The sequence below is a fragment of the Lysinibacillus sphaericus genome, assembly GCF_001629735.1.
Classification (GTDB): Bacteria; Bacillota; Bacilli; order Bacillales_A; family Planococcaceae; genus Lysinibacillus; species Lysinibacillus pinottii.
In genome coordinates this window covers 2633835-2652391 of record NZ_CP015224.1, presented here as the reverse complement: position 1 = coordinate 2652391, position 18557 = coordinate 2633835, and the positions used below count along the sequence as shown (strand labels likewise).

17 protein-coding genes are annotated in these 18557 nt (G+C 37.6%); all 17 read left to right on the top strand.

Annotated elements, in window-relative coordinates; genetic code table 11:
- Window positions 1–42 precede the first annotated feature (42 nt).
- The gene (gene citZ / locus A2J09_RS12955) at window positions 43–1158 is read left to right on the top strand and encodes a citrate synthase (protein WP_025114482.1); all 1116 of its coding nucleotides are present in this window, start codon (window positions 43–45) and stop codon (window positions 1156–1158) included.
- A 79-nt stretch (window positions 1159–1237) separates the two neighbouring features.
- Window positions 1238–2500, top strand: a complete 1263-nt coding sequence (gene icd / locus A2J09_RS12950; RefSeq protein ID WP_031418629.1) for an NADP-dependent isocitrate dehydrogenase — start codon at window positions 1238–1240, stop codon at window positions 2498–2500.
- A gap of 183 nt (window positions 2501–2683) precedes the next feature.
- On the top strand, window positions 2684–3622 hold the full coding sequence (mdh, locus tag A2J09_RS12945) for a malate dehydrogenase (protein ID WP_012295618.1): 939 nt from the start codon (window positions 2684–2686) through the stop codon (window positions 3620–3622).
- A gap of 284 nt (window positions 3623–3906) precedes the next feature.
- A complete protein-coding gene (locus A2J09_RS12940; RefSeq protein WP_008176852.1) occupies window positions 3907–4347 on the top strand; it encodes a MaoC/PaaZ C-terminal domain-containing protein in 441 nt (146 codons plus the stop codon).
- Window positions 4348–4400: 53 nt separating this feature from the next.
- Window positions 4401–5117 carry a response regulator transcription factor gene (locus A2J09_RS12935; protein ID WP_012295616.1) on the top strand — a complete coding sequence of 239 codons (717 nt, stop codon included), beginning with the start codon at window positions 4401–4403 and terminating at the stop codon, window positions 5115–5117.
- Window positions 5114–6646 (top strand): two-component system histidine kinase PnpS, encoded by a 1533-nt coding sequence (gene pnpS / locus A2J09_RS12930; protein WP_031418633.1) that lies wholly within the window; start codon window positions 5114–5116, stop codon window positions 6644–6646. Before A2J09_RS12935 ends, pnpS begins: the two co-directional genes overlap by 4 nt.
- Window positions 6647–7021: 375 nt before the next feature.
- On the top strand, window positions 7022–7390 hold the full coding sequence (locus A2J09_RS12925; protein ID WP_036162295.1) for a CidA/LrgA family holin-like protein: 369 nt from the start codon (window positions 7022–7024) through the stop codon (window positions 7388–7390).
- Window positions 7387–8100 carry an LrgB family protein gene (locus A2J09_RS12920; RefSeq protein ID WP_012295613.1) on the top strand — a complete coding sequence of 238 codons (714 nt, stop codon included), beginning with the start codon at window positions 7387–7389 and terminating at the stop codon, window positions 8098–8100. The genes A2J09_RS12925 and A2J09_RS12920 overlap by 4 nt, the downstream gene beginning before the upstream one ends.
- Before the next feature lie 99 nt (window positions 8101–8199).
- The gene (gene hflK, locus A2J09_RS12915) at window positions 8200–9162 is read left to right on the top strand and encodes an FtsH protease activity modulator HflK (protein WP_031418636.1); all 963 of its coding nucleotides are present in this window, start codon (window positions 8200–8202) and stop codon (window positions 9160–9162) included.
- Window positions 9162–10172, top strand: a complete 1011-nt coding sequence (gene hflC / locus A2J09_RS12910) for a protease modulator HflC (protein ID WP_012295611.1) — start codon at window positions 9162–9164, stop codon at window positions 10170–10172. The genes hflK and hflC overlap by 1 nt, the downstream gene beginning before the upstream one ends.
- 184 nt (window positions 10173–10356) lie before the next feature.
- The gene (locus A2J09_RS12905; protein ID WP_031418637.1) at window positions 10357–10773 is read left to right on the top strand and encodes a hypothetical protein; all 417 of its coding nucleotides are present in this window, start codon (window positions 10357–10359) and stop codon (window positions 10771–10773) included.
- Between the two features lie 379 nt (window positions 10774–11152).
- The gene (gene polA, locus A2J09_RS12900; protein WP_012295609.1) at window positions 11153–13780 is read left to right on the top strand and encodes a DNA polymerase I; all 2628 of its coding nucleotides are present in this window, start codon (window positions 11153–11155) and stop codon (window positions 13778–13780) included.
- A 12-nt stretch (window positions 13781–13792) separates the two neighbouring features.
- Entirely contained in the window at window positions 13793–14665 is an 873-nt protein-coding gene (mutM, locus tag A2J09_RS12895; protein WP_012295608.1) for a bifunctional DNA-formamidopyrimidine glycosylase/DNA-(apurinic or apyrimidinic site) lyase, read from the top strand.
- A 13-nt stretch (window positions 14666–14678) separates the two neighbouring features.
- Entirely contained in the window at window positions 14679–15272 is a 594-nt protein-coding gene (coaE, locus tag A2J09_RS12890) for a dephospho-CoA kinase (RefSeq protein ID WP_031418638.1), read from the top strand.
- A gap of 203 nt (window positions 15273–15475) precedes the next feature.
- On the top strand, window positions 15476–16498 hold the full coding sequence (locus tag A2J09_RS12885) for a glyceraldehyde-3-phosphate dehydrogenase (protein WP_008176871.1): 1023 nt from the start codon (window positions 15476–15478) through the stop codon (window positions 16496–16498).
- Window positions 16499–16683: 185 nt separating this feature from the next.
- Entirely contained in the window at window positions 16684–17154 is a 471-nt protein-coding gene (nrdR, locus tag A2J09_RS12880) for a transcriptional regulator NrdR (RefSeq protein ID WP_008176873.1), read from the top strand.
- 16 nt (window positions 17155–17170) lie between these two features.
- Complete coding sequence (locus A2J09_RS12875; protein WP_036162294.1) at window positions 17171–18535, top strand: replication initiation and membrane attachment family protein; 1365 nt, start codon at window positions 17171–17173, stop codon at window positions 18533–18535.
- The last annotated feature ends 22 nt before the right edge of the window (window positions 18536–18557 follow it).

Sequence of the window (18557 nt, the reverse complement as noted above, 5' to 3'; positions counted from 1 at the left end):
ACGCATTTACAACAAAATATAAATATGAGGGAGCGATAATTTATGTCAGCAACTAAAGGTTTAGAAGGTATCGTAGCAGCGGAATCTAAAATCAGTTCAATTATCGATGACACACTTACATATGTTGGTTACAACATTGATGATTTAGCACAAAATGCGTCATTTGAAGAGGTAATTTACTTGTTATGGCATACTCGTTTACCAAAAGCGGACGAGCTAGCTGAATTAAAACAACAATTGGCAGACAATATGTCAATTCCGCAAGCGATTGTCGACCAATTCAAAACATACCCACTTTCAACTGTACATCCAATGGCTGCACTACGTACTGCAGTATCTTTACTTGGTGTATTCGATGAAGAAGCGGATGTTATGGACCCAGAAGCAAACTACCGTAAAGCAATTCGTCTTCAAGCTAAAATTGCTACAGTAGTGACTGCATTTGCGCGTGTTCGTAAAGGTTTAGAACCAGTTTCACCAAAACCTGAACTAGGATATGCGGCAAACTTCTTATACATGCTTAAAGGCGAAGAGCCAGCAGATATTGAAATTGAAGCTTTCGACAAAGCATTAGTATTGCATGCTGACCATGAGTTAAATGCATCTACATTCACTGCACGTGTATGTGTAGCTACATTATCAGATGTTTATTCAGGGGTAACTGCGGCAATCGGCGCGTTAAAAGGGCCACTTCATGGTGGAGCAAATGAGCAAGTTATGAAAATGTTAACTGAAATTGGCTCACTTGAAAATGTTGAATCTTACATTCAAAATAAATTAGACAACAAAGAAAAAATCATGGGCTTCGGTCACCGTGTATATCGCAAAGGCGACCCTCGTGCACCACATTTACGCGTAATGTCTAAAAAATTAACTGAACTAACTGGTAAACCAGAGCTTTATGAAATGTCAGTTAAAATCCATGACATGATCGTAGAACAAAAGAAATTACCAGCTAACGTAGATTTCTTCTCTGCGTCAGTGTATGATTCTTTAGGTATTGATCATGACCTGTTCACACCAATTTTCGCAGTATCACGTACTTCAGGTTGGGTGGCACACATCCTTGAGCAATATGCAAATAACCGCCTAATCCGTCCACGTGCTGAGTATGTTGGACCAGGCATGCAAAAATATGTTCCAATCAGCGAGCGCTAATTTGGAAAATATGCTAGAATGTTTGGGACTGTGTTATCACTAACACAGTCCTATGATTATGAATTTAGGAGGCAACAGAATGTCAAACAAAATTGTAGTTGAAAATGGCGTACTTAATGTACCAAATAATCCAGTAATTCCTTTCATCGAAGGTGATGGAATTGGTCCAGATATCTGGGCAGCAGCATCACGCGTAATCGACGCAGCAGTAGAAAAAGCTTATAACGGTGAAAAGAAAATTGAATGGTTAGAAGTTTTAGCTGGTGAAAAAGCATTTAACCAAACTGGTGAATGGTTACCACAAGAAACTTTAGACAAAATTAATGAATACTTAATTGCAATCAAAGGTCCTCTTACTACACCAATCGGTGGTGGTATCCGCTCTCTTAACGTAGCATTACGTCAACAACTTGACTTATATGTATGCTTACGCCCAGTACGTCACTTTGATGGAGTGCCTTCTCCAGTTAAACGCCCAGAAGACGTTGATATGGTTATCTTCCGCGAAAACACAGAAGACATCTACGCTGGTATTGAATTCGAATCTGGTTCAGAACAAGCTCAAAAAATCATCAACTTCCTACAATCTGAATTTGGTGTAAATCAAATCCGCTTCCCAGAAACTTCTGGTATCGGTGTAAAACCTGTATCTAAAGAAGGTACTGAGCGTTTAGTACGTTCTGCTATTGAATATGCAATTAAACATAAACGCCCATCTGTTACTTTAGTTCATAAAGGTAACATCATGAAATTCACTGAAGGTGGATTCAAAAAATGGGGTTATGAATTAGCAGAAAAAGAATTTGCTGATCAAACTTTCACTTGGAATCAATACGATGCAATCAAAGCTGAACAAGGTGAAGAAGCAGCAAACAAAGCACAATCTGATGCTTTAGCAGCAGGTAAAATCTTAGTAAAAGATTCTATCGCAGATATCTTCTTACAACAAATCTTAACTCGTCCAACTGAGTTCGATGTAGTAGCTACAATGAACTTAAATGGTGACTATATTTCTGATGCACTTGCTGCACAAGTTGGTGGTATCGGTATCGCTCCAGGAGCTAACATTAACTATGTAACTGGACATGCGATCTTCGAAGCTACTCACGGTACAGCTCCAAAATATGCTGGTTTAGATAAAGTAAACCCATCTTCAGTATTACTTTCAGGTGTATTAATGCTTGAACACTTAGGATGGCAAGAGGCTGCTGACATGATCACTAAATCTGTTGAGCAAACAATTTCTTCTAAAGTTGTAACTTATGACTTTGCTCGTTTAATGGATGGCGCTACAGAAGTGAAATGTTCAGAATTCGCTAATGAGTTAATCAAAAACTTATAATTTTCTATTCTGATATAGAAATTTTCACGTAAAAGTGTGCTTATAAATGCCGATATAATTAGGGTAAAAGTGAATTTTCGTTAAATAAAATATTTACGATGAACTTGTTTAATCGAGGGAGTGAGATGTATTTCTCCTCCCTCTTTTAAAATATATAACCCCATTTTAAAGGAGCGTATTCAAATGTCTCTGAAACGTAAAAAATTATCAGTAATCGGTGGAGGATTTACAGGTGCTACAGCAGCGTTCTTAGCAGCTCAGAAAGAACTTGGTGACGTTGTATTAGTAGATATCCCTCAAGCAGAAAATCCTACAAAGGGAAAAGCTTTAGATATGTGGGAAGCAGCGCCTATACAAGGGTATGATGCGTATGTAAAAGGTACTTCCGATTATGCGGATACAGCGGATTCTGACGTAGTCATTATTACAGCTGGAGTAGCCCGTAAACCAGGTATGAGTCGTGATGATCTTGTACAAATCAACCAAGGCGTCATGAAAACGGTGTCCAAAGAGATTGCCAAACATTCACCAAATGCCACAATTATCGTACTTACCAATCCAGTGGATGCCATGACCTATACAGTCTATAAAGAAACTGGTTTCCCAAAAAATCGTGTGATCGGACAATCCGGTGTTCTTGATACGGCGCGTTTCTGTGCATTTGTCGCAGAAGAGTTGAATGTGTCAGTGAAAGACATTACTGGTTTTGTATTAGGTGGTCATGGAGATACGATGGTGCCTTTAACACGTTATTCGTTTGCAGGTGGTATTCCATTAGAATCATTAATCTCTGCTGAACGTCTAGAAGCAATTGTAGATCGCACACGTAATGGTGGTGCTGAAATCGTTAACTTACTTGGTAACGGTTCAGCGTACTATGCACCTGCTGCAGCATTGATTGAAATGGCAGAAGCTATTATAAAAGATCAGAAGCGTATTCTTCCATCTATTGCTTATTTAGAAGGTGAATATGGCTATAGCGATTTATATCTGGGTGTTCCTACATTACTTGGCGAAAATGGTATTGAAAAAATCTTTGAGCTTGAGTTAACAGACAAAGAAAAAGAAGCTTTAGACCAATCGGCAGATGCAGTACGCAGCGTGATGAAAATTCTAGTGTAGGTTAATAATGTCCGACTCAAGGTGCTGTCCGTCAGAAACTTTAGGGGAGCATATCGATCTCTCTTTATTTCAGCTATTGAAAAAATATATAGCAGTGTCTGTGTATCTGAAGTTCAACAGTGGTACATGAGTATTTGCTGGATTAAGAAAACGAGTAGGTAACTCCTGCTCGTTTTTTTATGTATACGTGTTGTGAGACTTAGGGTACTTCGGCTTTTCGTTGTACTTTTGGCATAAAATTGATACTATGAATGTAGTATGATAGAAAAGGGGTTGGCGTATCTTTGCTTCAAAAAAATAGTAAACTTGGTCTGACAATTGATGAAATTACAGTTGGCGAAAAGATCCATATCACTGAAAAGATTGAGGATAGGGATCTGTTGTTGTATTTGGGGCTCACGAATGATAGTAATCCACTATACATTCAACATGATTATGCGGCGATGACACCTTTTGAAAAACCGATTGTCCCGACCATCATGTTAAATGGTATTATTACATCAGCTGTGTCAAAGTATATTCCTGGACCAGGTGCACGAATTATTGAGCAACATTTAAAATATTTAGGTCCTCTCTATCATTATGAATTGTTTGATACGCTTTTAGAGGTAACAGCAGTTAATAAATACGAAAATACGATTACTGTGTCTGTTCACTCTTATAATGAGCAAAAGCAGCTTGTGATTGAAGGTATGTTGTTGGTGACACCACCACTTGCATTATAGACGTCTTGAGATTTGAAATGGGGGTTTCAAATCACTAACGGAGGCATTATATTATGACAAAAACGATATTAGTTATTGAAGATGAATTTTCAATCGCAACATTATTGAAATATAATTTAGAACAGGCTGGCTATTTAGTGGAAACAGCTGCGGATGGACAAGAAGGTCTGGAAAAAGCAATTGACATACAGCCTAATTTAATCCTGTTAGATTTGATGCTACCAAAACTAGATGGTATGGAAGTATGCAAACAAATACGTCAGCAGCGTATGAATACGCCCATTATTATGTTAACAGCAAAAGATGATGAATTTGATAAAGTACTTGGTCTAGAATTAGGTGCAGATGATTATATGACTAAACCCTTTAGTCCGCGGGAAGTATTAGCACGAGTTAAGGCTGTTTTAAGACGTTTTACACAAAATGTTGTATCAGATGAGAAAGATGAGCCTCAAGAGAAAATGTTTGAGTTTGGGCAATTGCGTGTATTTCCAGAGCGCTTTGAAGTCTTTTTACAAGATGAAGCATTGGAGTTTACACCAAAGGAATTTGAATTACTCATTTACTTACTAGAAAATAAAAATCGTGTATTAACACGTGATCAGCTATTAAGCGCTGTATGGAAATACGATTTTGCTGGCGATACTCGAATTGTGGATGTTCATATTAGCCACCTTCGCGATAAAATAGAGGAAAATAGTCGTAAGCCAATGTTTATTAAAACAATTAGAGGGCTGGGCTATAAATTTGAGGAGCCGAAAACGTCATGAAATCAATGAGCAACCGCTTATTTTTGACATTCATGTTTTTACTTGGAACGATACTAGCTGTCCTAATGATTGTTATAGGTCAGCTTTTTCCTGTTTATATTAAGCAACACAATGAGGAAGCAAATACTCATAAACAAGCATTAATGACTCAAATAATAGATGAACGCAAGATTCAACTTTCACAGGAAGATCAAGAAGCATTAATTGCACCACTGAGCTTGGATCAAGAGGATTCTTTGACCTTTGTGCGGGCGAGGCTCTATATCATATTGGCAATTCTCTTCACTATCACACTGATTTTAATCGGAATTGTCAGTCGCTATATGATTCGAAATTTTACAGCACCAATCGATAATGTTACGGAAACGGCTCTTGAACTTGCAAAGGGGAACTATCGTGCACGTGCACAGGAAAATGAATATGAACGCATGATACCATTAAGTCATTCGATTAATATTTTAGCTCGTAATTTACAGGATATTACGACTGTCCGTGAAGTAGAGGAAGAGAGGCTGAAAACGTTAATCGAAAATATGGGCAGCTCTCTCATGATGATTGGGCGTGAAGGCAATATTTCAATCGTAAATCGCGTTTTTTTAGAGCGATTTGGTATGCAGATTGATGAAGTTCAGGGAAAGGTCTTCCGGACAATTGGTTTACCCAAATCATTAGAGCAGTTTATCGATCACGTATTTCTTACAGAGATGCCTTATCGACAGCAGATTAAAATGGAGATAAAGCAGGAGCTATATAATAAAGAAGTATATGGAGCACCTGTAATAGGGGACCATGGACGATGGCTAGGCGTTGTTATCGTTATGCATGATATAACGGAGCTTGTCCGTTTAGAGCAAATTCGCAAAGACTTTGTTGCCAATGTATCACATGAATTGCGAACGCCGATTACCTCTATTAAAGGTTTTTCCGAAACTTTATTGGATGGAGCCTATAAAGACGAAAAAATGTTAATATCTTTCTTAGAAATTATTTATAAAGAAAGTAATCGTCTTCAAATGCTCATTCAGGATTTATTAGAGCTTTCTAAGATTGAGCAGCATGGCTTCACGGTTAACATTATGCCAATGGGCTTGCAGGATGTGCTGATTCGTGGAGCAGAGCTAACAGCGCCACGCTTAGATGAAAAAAATATGAGCTTTCAAGTGGATATTGACGGTGACGTACAAGTAATGGGAGATGCCAATCGTATTATTCAAATAGTGACGAATTTAATTACCAATGCGATCACCTATTCCCCAGAAAATACAACGGTGTCTATTCGTTTAAAGGAAAATGAAACATATGGCATTATTGAAATTGAAGATCAAGGAATCGGCATTGAAAAGCATGAAATTGCCCGCGTGTTTGAGCGCTTTTATCGTGTTGATCGCGCGAGAAGCAGAAATTCAGGCGGCACAGGTCTAGGTTTAGCGATTGTAAAGCATCTTGTTGAGGCCCATCATGGACGTATTCAAGTAGAAAGTGAAGTTGGAGTAGGGACAACAATGATTGTGATGATTCCGAAAAATTAACAAATCCTTTACATGAACAAAATGTTACATTCATATTTGGGGACTATACTTGTCAGTAGAAACCCCCTTATATGATTGTTAAGACTTTAACCTAAAAAATCACTCACCATCTTTGTGTTGGGGGATTTTTTAATAACTGCTTTATTTTTCACTACAGAGAATCTATTGTCTAATGATTAGGCACTAGATTCTTTTTTCTGTTTTACAGAGAGGGTAAATAGGTGTAAAGTATAGTAGCATAAAAGTTTAACATCAATCCATTGTAGATTGTTTGTCAAATTACAGCTTGAACAGTCAGTGAAAGCATAACTTCTTTTCATTTGAATCGTGTTTTCTGACTGTTGAAGCAGAGAAAAAAATGAGAGAAGGATGACCATGAAAATCGTCAAAAGTATCGTGCAAATTGGCTTTCTTTATTTCCTTTTATTGATTGGAAATAGTATTGCACGCCTACTTCACTTGCCGATTCCAGGGAGCATAATAGGACTCGTTCTATTATTTTTACTTTTACAGTTTCATATTATCAAGCTTGAATGGATTGAGCTAGGGGCAGCATTATTACTAAGTGAACTTTTACTCTTCTTCATCCCATCTGCTATTGGTGTCATCGATTATGATGCATTATTCGGTGTCCAAGGCATGAAGGTTGTATTGGTCATTGTTGGAAGCGCGATTATTGTGATGTTTGTAACGGGCTATACGGCACAATGGCTAGAACATCGAAAGAAGGGTGATACGGTATGAGTTTTGGGATAGCCGGTATTAGCTTACTTGGAACAATTATTATTTTTTATATTTGTAAAATGATTTATAAGAAATATAAAAAAGAATGGCTGACACCGATGCTGGTGACGCCAATTGTCATTATTATCTTATTATTACTAACAGGTATACCATATAAATCTTATAATGCAGGAGCCAGTGTTTTAACAAATTTACTAGGACCAGCAACAGTTGCTTTTGCGGTTCCTATCTATAAAAACATCAATTTATTAAAAAAACATGCCTTCGAAATATTTATAAGTATTGCGGTTGGTTCAACAGTTGCTATTATTTCATCTTTTATTATGGCCATAGTAGTAGGGTTAAACAATGAGCTTGTGCATAGTTTAGTGCCACGTTCAGTGACAACACCTATTGCAATGGACATTTCAAATATGATTGGGGGCTCCCCTACTCTAACAGCTGTCTTTGTTATGACGACAGGCATTTTAGGAAGCCTATTAGCACCTATCGTTATTAAAATATGTCGATTCCACAACCCATCGTCTAGAGGCTTAATGTTAGGAATGGGCGCACATGGGGCAGGTACATCAAGAGCTTTTGAATTTGGTGAACTAGAAGGAACATTTGCCAGTTTAGCAATGATTGTGGCTGCTTTAATTAGCATTGTATTAACCACAACCATTTTCCCAGTCTTTGAACATCTAGTTATTAATATCCTGTTACCATAAAAGGTAGCAGGATTTTTTTATGCTAAATTCACTATATTTTGAAACTTTTTATAAGACTTTCCCGTAAACATAAGTAAATAATAAAAGGGAGGAATAGACATGAGTGTGAAAAGGACACTAATGATGGTTGGACTTGGGATTTTTGGAGTTATTGCACTTATTACCGTATTTACATCTTGGTACACTGTAGATGAATCAGAACAAGCGGTTGTCATTACATTTGGTCGTGCCGATGAAATGGTTACAAACCCAGGACTACATTTTAAATTACCTTGGCCAGTTCAATCAGTTGAAATTTTATCGAAAGAAACGTTCAGTTTACAGTTTGGCTATAAGCAAAATAAGGCAGGAGAGCTAGAGGCCTATGATGCTGAGACAAAGATGATTACAGGCGATGAATATATTGTATTAACTGACCTTGTTGTACAATGGAAAATTACTGATCCTCGTAAATTTTTATTTAACGCGCAAAGCCCCGAAGAAATTTTACATAGCGCCACATCAAGCGCCATTCGTTCAATTATTGGTAGCTCTACAATTGATGCAGCATTAACAGATGGGAAGGCTGAAATTGAAGCAAAAACACGCGATTTACTAGTGTCCTTAATCGAAAAATATGATATTGGTATTGGCGTATTAGGTGTGAAGTTGCAAGATGTTGAATTACCGAACAAGGAAGTGCGAGCTGCCTTTACAGCAGTAACAGATGCACGTGAAACAAAGAATACAAAAACGAATGAGGCACAAAAGTATATGAATCAGCGTAAAAGTGAAGCTGAGGGTGAAAAAGATGCTATTATTTCCAAGGCACAAGGTGCAAAAACAGCCCGTATTGAGCAAGCTCAAGGTGATGTAGCTGTCTTTAATAAGATGTATGAGCAATATAAGGGGAATCAACAAATTACACGAGAACGATTAATTTTAGAGACACTTGAAAATGTTTTACCGAAGGCGCAAATATATATTATGAATGATGATGGTAGTACAATGAAGTACTTACCGCTACAGCCATTACAGCCTCAGCAGCCACAAACAGATAAAAAAGAAGGGAGTGGGAATTAATGGACCAAAAAAATAAGGACCTTGACAAATTCCTCAATTTTTTATCAGGAAAAAGTAAAAAAAAGGCTCCAACAGACGGTAACTCGGGAGACAATGTCGTGAAAATGGAGAAAAAAGGCACGCTCAATCCTAAAAAATATCTGTCTCTTGCCATTACATTAACAATTGTCTTTGCGGCAGCCCTTACTATCTTTGCTAATGTTTATATTGTAAAGGAATCTGAGTATGCCGTTGTTCGCCAGTTTGGAGAGGTAGTAAAATTTGAACGAGATCCAGGCTTAAAAATGAAAATTCCTTTTATTCAAAGTGTTACACGATTACCAAAAAATCAGATGACCTATAATATTTCAGAAGAAGAAATTAATACAAAGGATAAGAAACGAATTATCATCGATAACTATGCTGTTTGGCGTATTACGGATCCAAAAGCTTTAATATCGAATGCAGGTACACTTAGTAAGGCAGAGACTCGAATGGAGGAGTTTATTTACTCAGTAATTAGAACAGAGCTAGGGCAACTACGATACGATGAAATTATTAATGATGAAAATTCCTCACGAGGAAGTATCAACGATCGTGTAACAGAGCGAGTTAATGAATTGTTACAAAACGACAAATATGGCGTAGAAGTAGTGGATGTACGTATTCGTCGTACAGACTTACCCGCTGAAAATGAACAATCTGTATTTACCCGTATGATTTCAGAGCGTGAATCAACGGCTCAATTATATCTTTCTGAGGGGGATGCAGATAAACGACGTATCGAAGCGCAAACTGATCAACAGGTGCAGGCAATGTTAGCTACAGCGAATAAGGAGGCATCCATTATTCAAGCTGAGGGAGAAGCAGAAGCTGCAAAAATATACAATAAATCATTTTCTCAAGATCCTGAATTTTACTCCCTATACCGCACGCTAGAATCCTATAAGAAAACGGTTGGAGAGGATACGGTCATTATTTTGCCAGCGTCATCACCTTATGCGAAAATTTTATCTGGTTATTTAAAATAATAGATAGTAAAGTCGTCTCTCCTATTAAGAGGGCGACTTTTTTTAAATATGAAAATTATAAGTATCCATACAATTGGATTGTTATATTGTGAAAATAATAGAAACTTACAAATTTCTATTCCCCAACCGCCTATAATTTGATAGAATAATAATGTTTAAAAAAGAACTGTTGGGGGTAATAGTTGTGAAATTAAGAATTAGCACATGGCTCCAAAATGTAGGAATTGCTTGTAGTATAGCGTCGTTATTGACTCTTTTTTTCCGCCTATCTGATTTTGCATGGATGACAAAGAGTGTTTATCATATACCTGTATTTTTTGTCAGTATCTTTTTAGTGAGTATTATTATTGCGAATGATGTAAGAAATCTGTTTAAAAAGTTGTTTTGGTATGAAAAACGGAAGGTCAAGCGTCCTATATGGCAAGTCGGTATTGGCTTTATTTTCTTTTTAGCACAAATTAGTGCTGTGATGGTATTTAGTAAAGAGTTAACACAGCCACAGCTGGGTGGAATGCCATTATTTTTAGTATTTGCCTTTATGAATGCATTTATCTTAACGATTATATATGAAGAAATTTTTTATCGAACAGCTAATCAATAAATCCATTATAGAACTTTCATTCACAGGAGTTTTCTCCACGAATGAAAGTTTTTTACGTTTTTTGCATTGAATACGTAGAATCATCTACCCTGTTGATATGGAAATAATTAACTTTCTTTACTGTTCAGAGAAGGTCGATAACTGAACGCATTCTATTTTGTATGATCAGTAAAATTTCACTGATTGGCTTGTCGCTATAGATTGAAATACAGAAGTAATGGATAGGATTTTAAAAGTGACGGGTAAAACCAAGAGAATGACGGATAGCGACTCGAAAGTAGCGAATATCCAAGGGGATGACCGTCTGCTTTTTTTTACTTGAAATGTATTGTTATGATAAAGTAGAAGGAAGTAGAAGACAACGCAGGAGGATCATATTATGACAAAAGAAAAATTACTATTATTGGACGGTAATAGTTTAGCATATCGCGCGTTTTTTGCGTTGCCATTGTTGACGAATGATAGTGGTATTCATACAAATGCTGTATACGGCTTTACAACAATGCTACAAAGAATATTAGAGGAAGAACAACCAACGAAAATTTTAGTGGCTTTTGATGCAGGAAAAACAACTTTCCGTCATGAAACCTTTACAGAATATAAAGGTGGACGACAAAAGACTCCACCAGAATTATCGGAGCAATTCCCTTATATACGAAAGCTAATTGATGCTTATGGAATAAAACAATACGAGCAAGATTTATATGAAGCGGATGATATTATCGGGACGCTGGCGAAAGAAGCTTCATCACAGGATATGGATGTGATTATCGTTTCTGGTGACCGTGATTTAACACAGCTTGCGACGGAGCAAGTAACAGTTTATATAACGAAAAAGGGGATTACAGAAATTGAGAGAAATACTCCGGCCTTTATTGCAGAAAAGTACGGTTTAACGCCGCTACAGATTATTGATATGAAAGGCTTAATGGGTGATTCTTCAGATAATATTCCTGGTGTGCCAGGTGTTGGTGAAAAGACTGCCGTCAAACTATTAAAAGAGCATGGCTCCGTTGAGGCACTTTATGAGGCGATGGATACATTGAAAGCTTCTAAAATGAAAGAAAAGCTGGTAGCCAATGAAGAGCAGGCTATTATGAGTAAGAAACTGGCAACGATTTATACAGATGCACCAATTACCATTTCACTAACTGATCTCGCTTACAACGGACCAAATGAAGAAGAATTAATGAATGTATGGCGTGAGCTGGGCTTTAAATCACTGCTCGAGAAAAGTGATTTTACTGTGCAAGAGCAAGAGCAAACACCTTTTGATTTTGAACAAGTTCAAGAAGTACGCCAAGAAGACTTACAAGATGTGATGGCTGTGCATGTGGAGCTAGAGAATGAACATTACCACACTTGTGCGCTACTAGGGATGGCATTATCTGATGGAACAAAGACTCAATACATTCCTTTTGAGATTGCGGCAAAATCAGATATACTACGTCGCTGGTTAGAGGATTCATCAAAAATAAAATATATGTCTGATTCCAAAGCGTCTAAAGCGGCATTAAAACGAGCAGGTATTCAATTAGCTGGCGTTGATTTTGATTTAGTGCTTGCTTCGTATATTAATAATCCCGGACTTAGTGGAGATGATGTTGCCACTCTTGCAAGAGAGCTTGGGTATTATGATGTACAAGCAGATGAAACGGTCTATGGAAAGGGAGCCAAACGTGCTGTACCTGAAATAGATAAGCTTGCTCAGCATGTTAGCCGAAAAGCCTATGCTGTATGGTCATTACAGCCGAAGCTAGAGGCATTATTAAAAGAAAATGAACAATTTGACCTTTATAAAGAGTTGGAATTGCCTCTGGCAGCCATTTTAGGTGAGATGGAAAGTGAAGGCATTACTGTTAACCGTGCCACGCTAGAAAAAATGGGACAAGAGCTTAACGATAAGCTTGTCGTACTTGAACAAGAAATTTATGCGGAGGCAGGAGAAACCTTCAATATTAATTCACCAAAACAATTAGGTGTTATTTTATTCGATAAATTGGGCTTACCTGTTATTAAAAAAACGAAGACGGGCTATTCGACGGCTGCTGATGTATTAGAAAAATTAAAATCAGAGCATGCCATTATTGAATATATTCTGTTATATCGTCAGCTTGGTAAATTACAATCTACTTATATTGAAGGGTTGCTAAAGGAAATACATGAAAAGGATAGCAAGGTGCATACTCGTTTCCAACAAGCTCTAACCGCTACAGGACGACTAAGCTCGACAGATCCAAATTTACAAAACATCCCTATCCGTTTAGAGGAGGGACGTAAAATCCGTCAAGCATTTGTCCCTTCAAAAGAGGATTGGATCCTGTTTTCTGCGGATTATTCGCAAATCGAATTACGTGTACTCGCTCATATGTCGGAAGATAAAAACCTTGTAGAGGCCTTCCGTGAAGGGATGGATGTTCATACACGAACAGCGATGGATGTATTCCATGTATCCGAAGAAGAAGTTGATAGTAATATGCGTCGTGCAGCAAAGGCTGTGAACTTTGGGATTGTTTATGGAATCAGTGATTATGGTCTATCACAAAATCTAGATATTACCCGTAAGGAAGCGGCAACTTTTATTGAGAAATATTTCGCTAGTTTCCCAGGCGTCAAACAGTATATGGATGATATTGTGCAAAATGCGAAGTTCAATGGCTATGTCACAACGATTTTAAATAGACGTCGGTATTTACCAGATATCACAAGCTCGAACTTTAATTTAAGAAGTTTTGCTGAGCGTACGGCTATGAATACCCCGATTCAGGGAAGTGCTGCGGATATTATTAAAAAAGCAATGATTGATATGGATGCTCGACTAAAAAAGGAAAATATGCAGGCAAAGCTACTCTTACAAGTGCATGATGAATTAATCTTTGAAGCACCTAAGGAAGAGATTGCGATGTTAGAAAAAATTGTACCAGAGGTAATGGAAAATGCGATTGAGCTTTCCGTACCGCTAAAAGTAGATTTTAACCATGGTTCGACATGGTATGAAGCAAAATAAGGAGGGGTTCAAATGCCTGAGTTACCAGAGGTAGAAGGTGTCGTCCAGGCATTGAAGCCAAAGGTTGAAGGACGTACAATTCAACATGTTCAGCTATCTGAAAGGGTACACTTTTCTTTTAGTGAGGGGAAACAATGTATTGTTAAACAAGCGGAGCCTGATGCATTTGAATTAACATTGTCTGAAATGACGATTACAAAAATTGAACGACGTGCGAAATATATTTTCTTTCATTTATTGAAAGATGAGGTTCCTTATGTTCTTGTTAGTCACTTAGGAATGACAGGTGCATGGTTTGTTGTAAATTCACCAGAAGACATCAACGAAGCCAAATTCCAAAAGCATATACATGCAACATTTAAGATGGCTGATGGTGGTTACTTAATTTATTCAGATATACGACGTTTTGGTGAACTACGATTTTTGGCAAAAATTGAAGATCATATACCATTAACAAAAATGGCACCAGAGCCCTTTGATGAATTAGCGTGTGAATTTTTTATAACAAAATCTACATTACCGAAATATGCGAATAAGGCCGTAAAAGAAGTGATTATGGATGGTCAAGTCATTTCGGGTTGTGGCAATATTTATGCAACGGAGGCGCTATTCGCTCAGAAAATTCATCCTGCACGAAAAATGAACCGCATAAGTGAGAAGCGCAAACGAGCATTATTTGAGGAGATCGTTGCTGTTTTACGTCAAAGTATTGAAGCAGGTGGTTCAACTATCTCTGATTATCGAAATATTAATGGGGAAGCTGGGAGCATGCAGAATCGTTTGAAAATGTATGGGAAAAAAATATGCCCCGCCTGTGAAACAGCAACAAGTCAAATGACGATTGGTGGGCGGACGTCGTCTTTTTGCCCAAATTGTCAACATTAAAGGGGATTTAACAATGATTATCGGACTTACAGGAAGTATTGCAAGCGGAAAAAGTACAGTAGCAAAAATGATGCTCGAACTAGGATTACCGATTGTGGATGCAGACATTGTAGCGCGAGATGTTGTCGAACCAGGAACGGAGACATTGGCATTTATTGCAGAAAACTTCGGCCAAGATATTTTACTAGAGGATGGCAATTTGAATCGGACAATGCTTGGAAATATTATTTTTCATGAGCCAGCCAAACGAAAAATTTTAAATGATATTATGCATCCGGCCATTAGAAAGGAAATGCTACGTCAACGGGATGCCTATTTAGAGGGCGGTCATGAACATGTTGTCATGGATATTCCCCTGTTATTTGAAAGTAAGCTTCAGCATTTTGTAGAGCGTATCATTGTAGTGTCGGTAAGTGAAGAGGTTCAGCTTCGACGTTTAATGGAACGCAATCATTTAACAAAAGAGGATGCCTTGGCGCGCATGCATTCACAGTTGCCTATGTCTGTGAAAGAAAAGGGAGCTCATGCAGTCATTTATAATAATGAGAATCTGGAAAATACAGAGGAACAATTAAAGAAAATTCTAGCTTTCTGGGGTGTAATTTAAATGGCTTCAGACTAAAAATGTGTAGCAAGTACATCTTGCTACACATTTTTTATGGGTGAATGCCATAATAAGAGATAATTTTTCAGAAAATAAGAACTTTAATAATATGAGTATATAATGTTCATCTTTTTTAAAATTGTGTTATACTAATCACCATAAAGTATATAATTAATCTGAGTATGTACTCACAGGAGGATTTTTAAATGACAGTATCAATTGCTATTAATGGTTTCGGACGTATCGGACGTATGGTTTTCCGCCAAGCGATCGTACAAGAAAATTTAAATATTGTTGCTATTAACGCTAGCTATCCAGCAGAAACGTTAGCACATTTGATTAAGTATGACACAAATCACGGAACATTTGAAGGTACAGTAGAACCAGCAGGCGATGCTTTAGTTGTAAATGGCAAACGAGTTCAAATTATTAGCGAACGCGACCCATTAAAATTACCTTGGGCTACAATGGGTGTTGATATCGTTATAGAAGCTACAGGTAAATTTAATGAACGTGACAAAGCAGCAATGCACTTAGAGGCTGGCGCAAAAAAAGTTATCTTAACAGCACCTGGTAAAAACGAAGATGTAACAATTGTTTTAGGTGTTAATGATGACAAACTTGATATTGCTAAACATGATGTAATTTCAAACGCTTCTTGTACAACAAACTGCTTAGCACCAGTAGCAAAAGTATTAAATGATACATTTGGTATTGAAAATGGTTTGATGACAACTGTTCATGCTTATACAAACGATCAAAAGAACTTAGATAATCCACATAAAGATTTACGTCGTGCACGTGGGTGCGCACAATCAATTATTCCTACATCTACAGGTGCTGCCAAAGCATTAAAATTAGTTCTACCTGAATTAGAAGGTAAAATTCATGGTATGGCACTTCGCGTTCCAACACCAAATGTTTCTTTAGTGGACCTTGTAGTAGATTTAAATACAGATGTAACAGTTGATGCTGTTAATGCAGCTTTTGTAAAAGCTGCAACAGAAGGTCCAATGAAAGGTATTTTAAATTTCTCAGTTGAACCACTAGTATCTTCTGATTACAACACAACGACTTACTCATCAACAGTTGATGGGCTTTCCACAATGGTATTAGGTAACCGTAAAGTGAAAGTACTTGCTTGGTATGACAATGAATGGGGTTACTCTGCGCGTGTTGTGGACCTAGTGAAAAAAGTAGCTAATGCATTAGAAACAGTTAACGCATAATAATATTTTTATCTTGAGCACATTGAAATCTAACGGGTTTCAATGTGCTTTTTTTAAAAAACTTTCCTTGTACTTTAGGTGCTTTAGGTTTATCATGAGCTCACTACGTGAATGCACTTTTCTTATATGTAGGAAATTTGTTATAATAGAAATATTAAATTGTTGTAAACCAGGAGAGTAATTATATGAGATGTCCATCTTGCCAATTTAACGGAACGCGTGTTGTGGATTCGAGGCCAGTAGATGATAACAAAGAAATTCGTAGACGTCGTGAATGTGAGTCATGTGGCTTCCGTTTTACAACGTTTGAAAAAATTGAAGAGACCCCATTAGTTGTAGTGAAAAAAGAAGGTTCACGAGAGGAATTTAGCCGTGAAAAGGTACTTCGTGGCCTTATTCGTGCCTGTGAGAAACGCCCAGTTGCGCTTGATATACTGGAGCAACTTGTCCTATCAATTGAAAAAGATCTTCGTCGTATTGGAAATTCGGAGGTACGTTCAGAAGATGTCGGTGAATTGGTCATGGATCGCTTAGCCAAAATTGATGAGGTGGCGTATGTCCGTTTTGCATCGGTCTACCGACAGTTTAAAGATATCAATGTCTTTATCGAGGAGATTAAAGATATTATTCAACGTCAAACGGAGCAGAAATCATAGAAAATAGAGAGGATGAATGACGTTGATTCATTTATATAAGGAATTGCAGCCTGGCGATCCTTTTGACATTCGTCTACCTCATGCATTTTCTACTCAAGAGCGTCAATTAGTAACATTATTCTATCAACCGTTAACGGGCTCAGACCCCATCAGCCTATACTTAACTTTATGGGCTGAAGCAGAGCAGATACCAAAGCAGCAAATGACACATTATTATTTAATGAATGTGCTTGGTCTGCCCATTGGTAAAGTGTTTGAGGCACGAATAGCCCTTGAAGCGATTGGTTTACTACGTACATGGAAAAAAGAAAATGCTGGTGAGCGGAGTTTTTTATATGAGCTACAGCGTCCATTAGATGCAGAAAGCTTTATGAAAGACCCGTTGTTGTCGATGTTTTTATTTAGCAAAATTGGAGAGCAGGCATATCGTAATTTGCGTCAACGTTTTATATCCCCTGTAAGGGACGCGGAGTTAAAGGATGTATCTCGTGCCTTTATAGATGTCTATAAGCCCGTTCATTCCAATATTCCATCAGATTTACAAGTGGATACGAATCGTAAGGATAAACAACAAAGGGTGTATCCTTTTTATTTGGAGCAATTTGACTTCGATTTGTTACAAGCAGGGTTATCCGAGCAATTGGTACCGTCTAGTTTACTGACATTAGAAGTTCGTGAGGCTATCGCAAAGCTAGCATTTTTATATCATTTAACAGCGCTCGATATGCAAAAAGTGGTGATTCTTGCTTTAGACGATGATTTAGGAATTTCTCAAGAGCGCTTACGCAAGGCAGCTGCTGATTTCTATAAGTTAACTGTGTCAAAAGAGCCGCCCAAAATAGCGAGAGTTAGCGAACAGTTGCCATTAGAAGAAACGGGACAAAAAACGAAGGATCAGGAGCTACAACACTATTTAGAGACTACAGCTCCTATTCAAGTGTTACGTGACATTAATAATGGAAAAGAACCTTTGCAAACCTCTGTACAACTTGCGGAAAGTTTGATTGTACAGCATGGCATGCCGGTTGGGGTAGTCAATGCTTTGCTAGAGTATGTTATGTTAACAACGGATATGAAGTTACCTAAAAAATATGTGGAAACGATTGCGGATCATTGGGTTCGTAAAAATATTCAAACCGCTAAAGAAGCAATGGAACTTGCACGCCAAGAGCATGATAAATATACAACTTGGAAAAATAAACCTCAAACGACCACTAAAACGAGTCAGCGTGTTAAGGGACGTTCAGGACATCAACGAGAAGAAAAAGTTCCTGAGTGGTTTTATAAACGTGATGAGAAACAAGAGGAAAGTACTTCTAGCACGATAGATTTTGAAAAAGAACGTCAAAAAATATTAGAAATGCTAGGGAAAAGTGAATAGTAAAGAAGGTGAACAACAATCG

What these genes read in the sequence shown, in the direction of transcription:
- mutM (WP_012295608.1), top strand. Translation starts at nt 13,793, where the DNA reads ATGCCTGAGTTACCAGAGGTAGAAGGTGTCGTCCAGGCATTGAAGCCA.
- pnpS (WP_031418633.1), top strand. Translation starts at nt 5,114, where the DNA reads ATGAAATCAATGAGCAACCGCTTATTTTTGACATTCATGTTTTTACTT.
- icd (WP_031418629.1), top strand. Translation starts at nt 1,238, where the DNA reads ATGTCAAACAAAATTGTAGTTGAAAATGGCGTACTTAATGTACCAAAT.
- mdh (WP_012295618.1), top strand. Translation starts at nt 2,684, where the DNA reads ATGTCTCTGAAACGTAAAAAATTATCAGTAATCGGTGGAGGATTTACA.
- A2J09_RS12920 (WP_012295613.1), top strand. Translation starts at nt 7,387, where the DNA reads ATGAGTTTTGGGATAGCCGGTATTAGCTTACTTGGAACAATTATTATT.
- A2J09_RS12875 (WP_036162294.1), top strand. Translation starts at nt 17,171, where the DNA reads ATGACGTTGATTCATTTATATAAGGAATTGCAGCCTGGCGATCCTTTT.
- hflC (WP_012295611.1), top strand. Translation starts at nt 9,162, where the DNA reads ATGGACCAAAAAAATAAGGACCTTGACAAATTCCTCAATTTTTTATCA.
- A2J09_RS12925 (WP_036162295.1), top strand. Translation starts at nt 7,022, where the DNA reads ATGAAAATCGTCAAAAGTATCGTGCAAATTGGCTTTCTTTATTTCCTT.
- A2J09_RS12935 (WP_012295616.1), top strand. Translation starts at nt 4,401, where the DNA reads ATGACAAAAACGATATTAGTTATTGAAGATGAATTTTCAATCGCAACA.
- coaE (WP_031418638.1), top strand. Translation starts at nt 14,679, where the DNA reads ATGATTATCGGACTTACAGGAAGTATTGCAAGCGGAAAAAGTACAGTA.
- nrdR (WP_008176873.1), top strand. Translation starts at nt 16,684, where the DNA reads ATGAGATGTCCATCTTGCCAATTTAACGGAACGCGTGTTGTGGATTCG.
- citZ (WP_025114482.1), top strand. Translation starts at nt 43, where the DNA reads ATGTCAGCAACTAAAGGTTTAGAAGGTATCGTAGCAGCGGAATCTAAA.
- hflK (WP_031418636.1), top strand. Translation starts at nt 8,200, where the DNA reads ATGAGTGTGAAAAGGACACTAATGATGGTTGGACTTGGGATTTTTGGA.
- polA (WP_012295609.1), top strand. Translation starts at nt 11,153, where the DNA reads ATGACAAAAGAAAAATTACTATTATTGGACGGTAATAGTTTAGCATAT.
- A2J09_RS12885 (WP_008176871.1), top strand. Translation starts at nt 15,476, where the DNA reads ATGACAGTATCAATTGCTATTAATGGTTTCGGACGTATCGGACGTATG.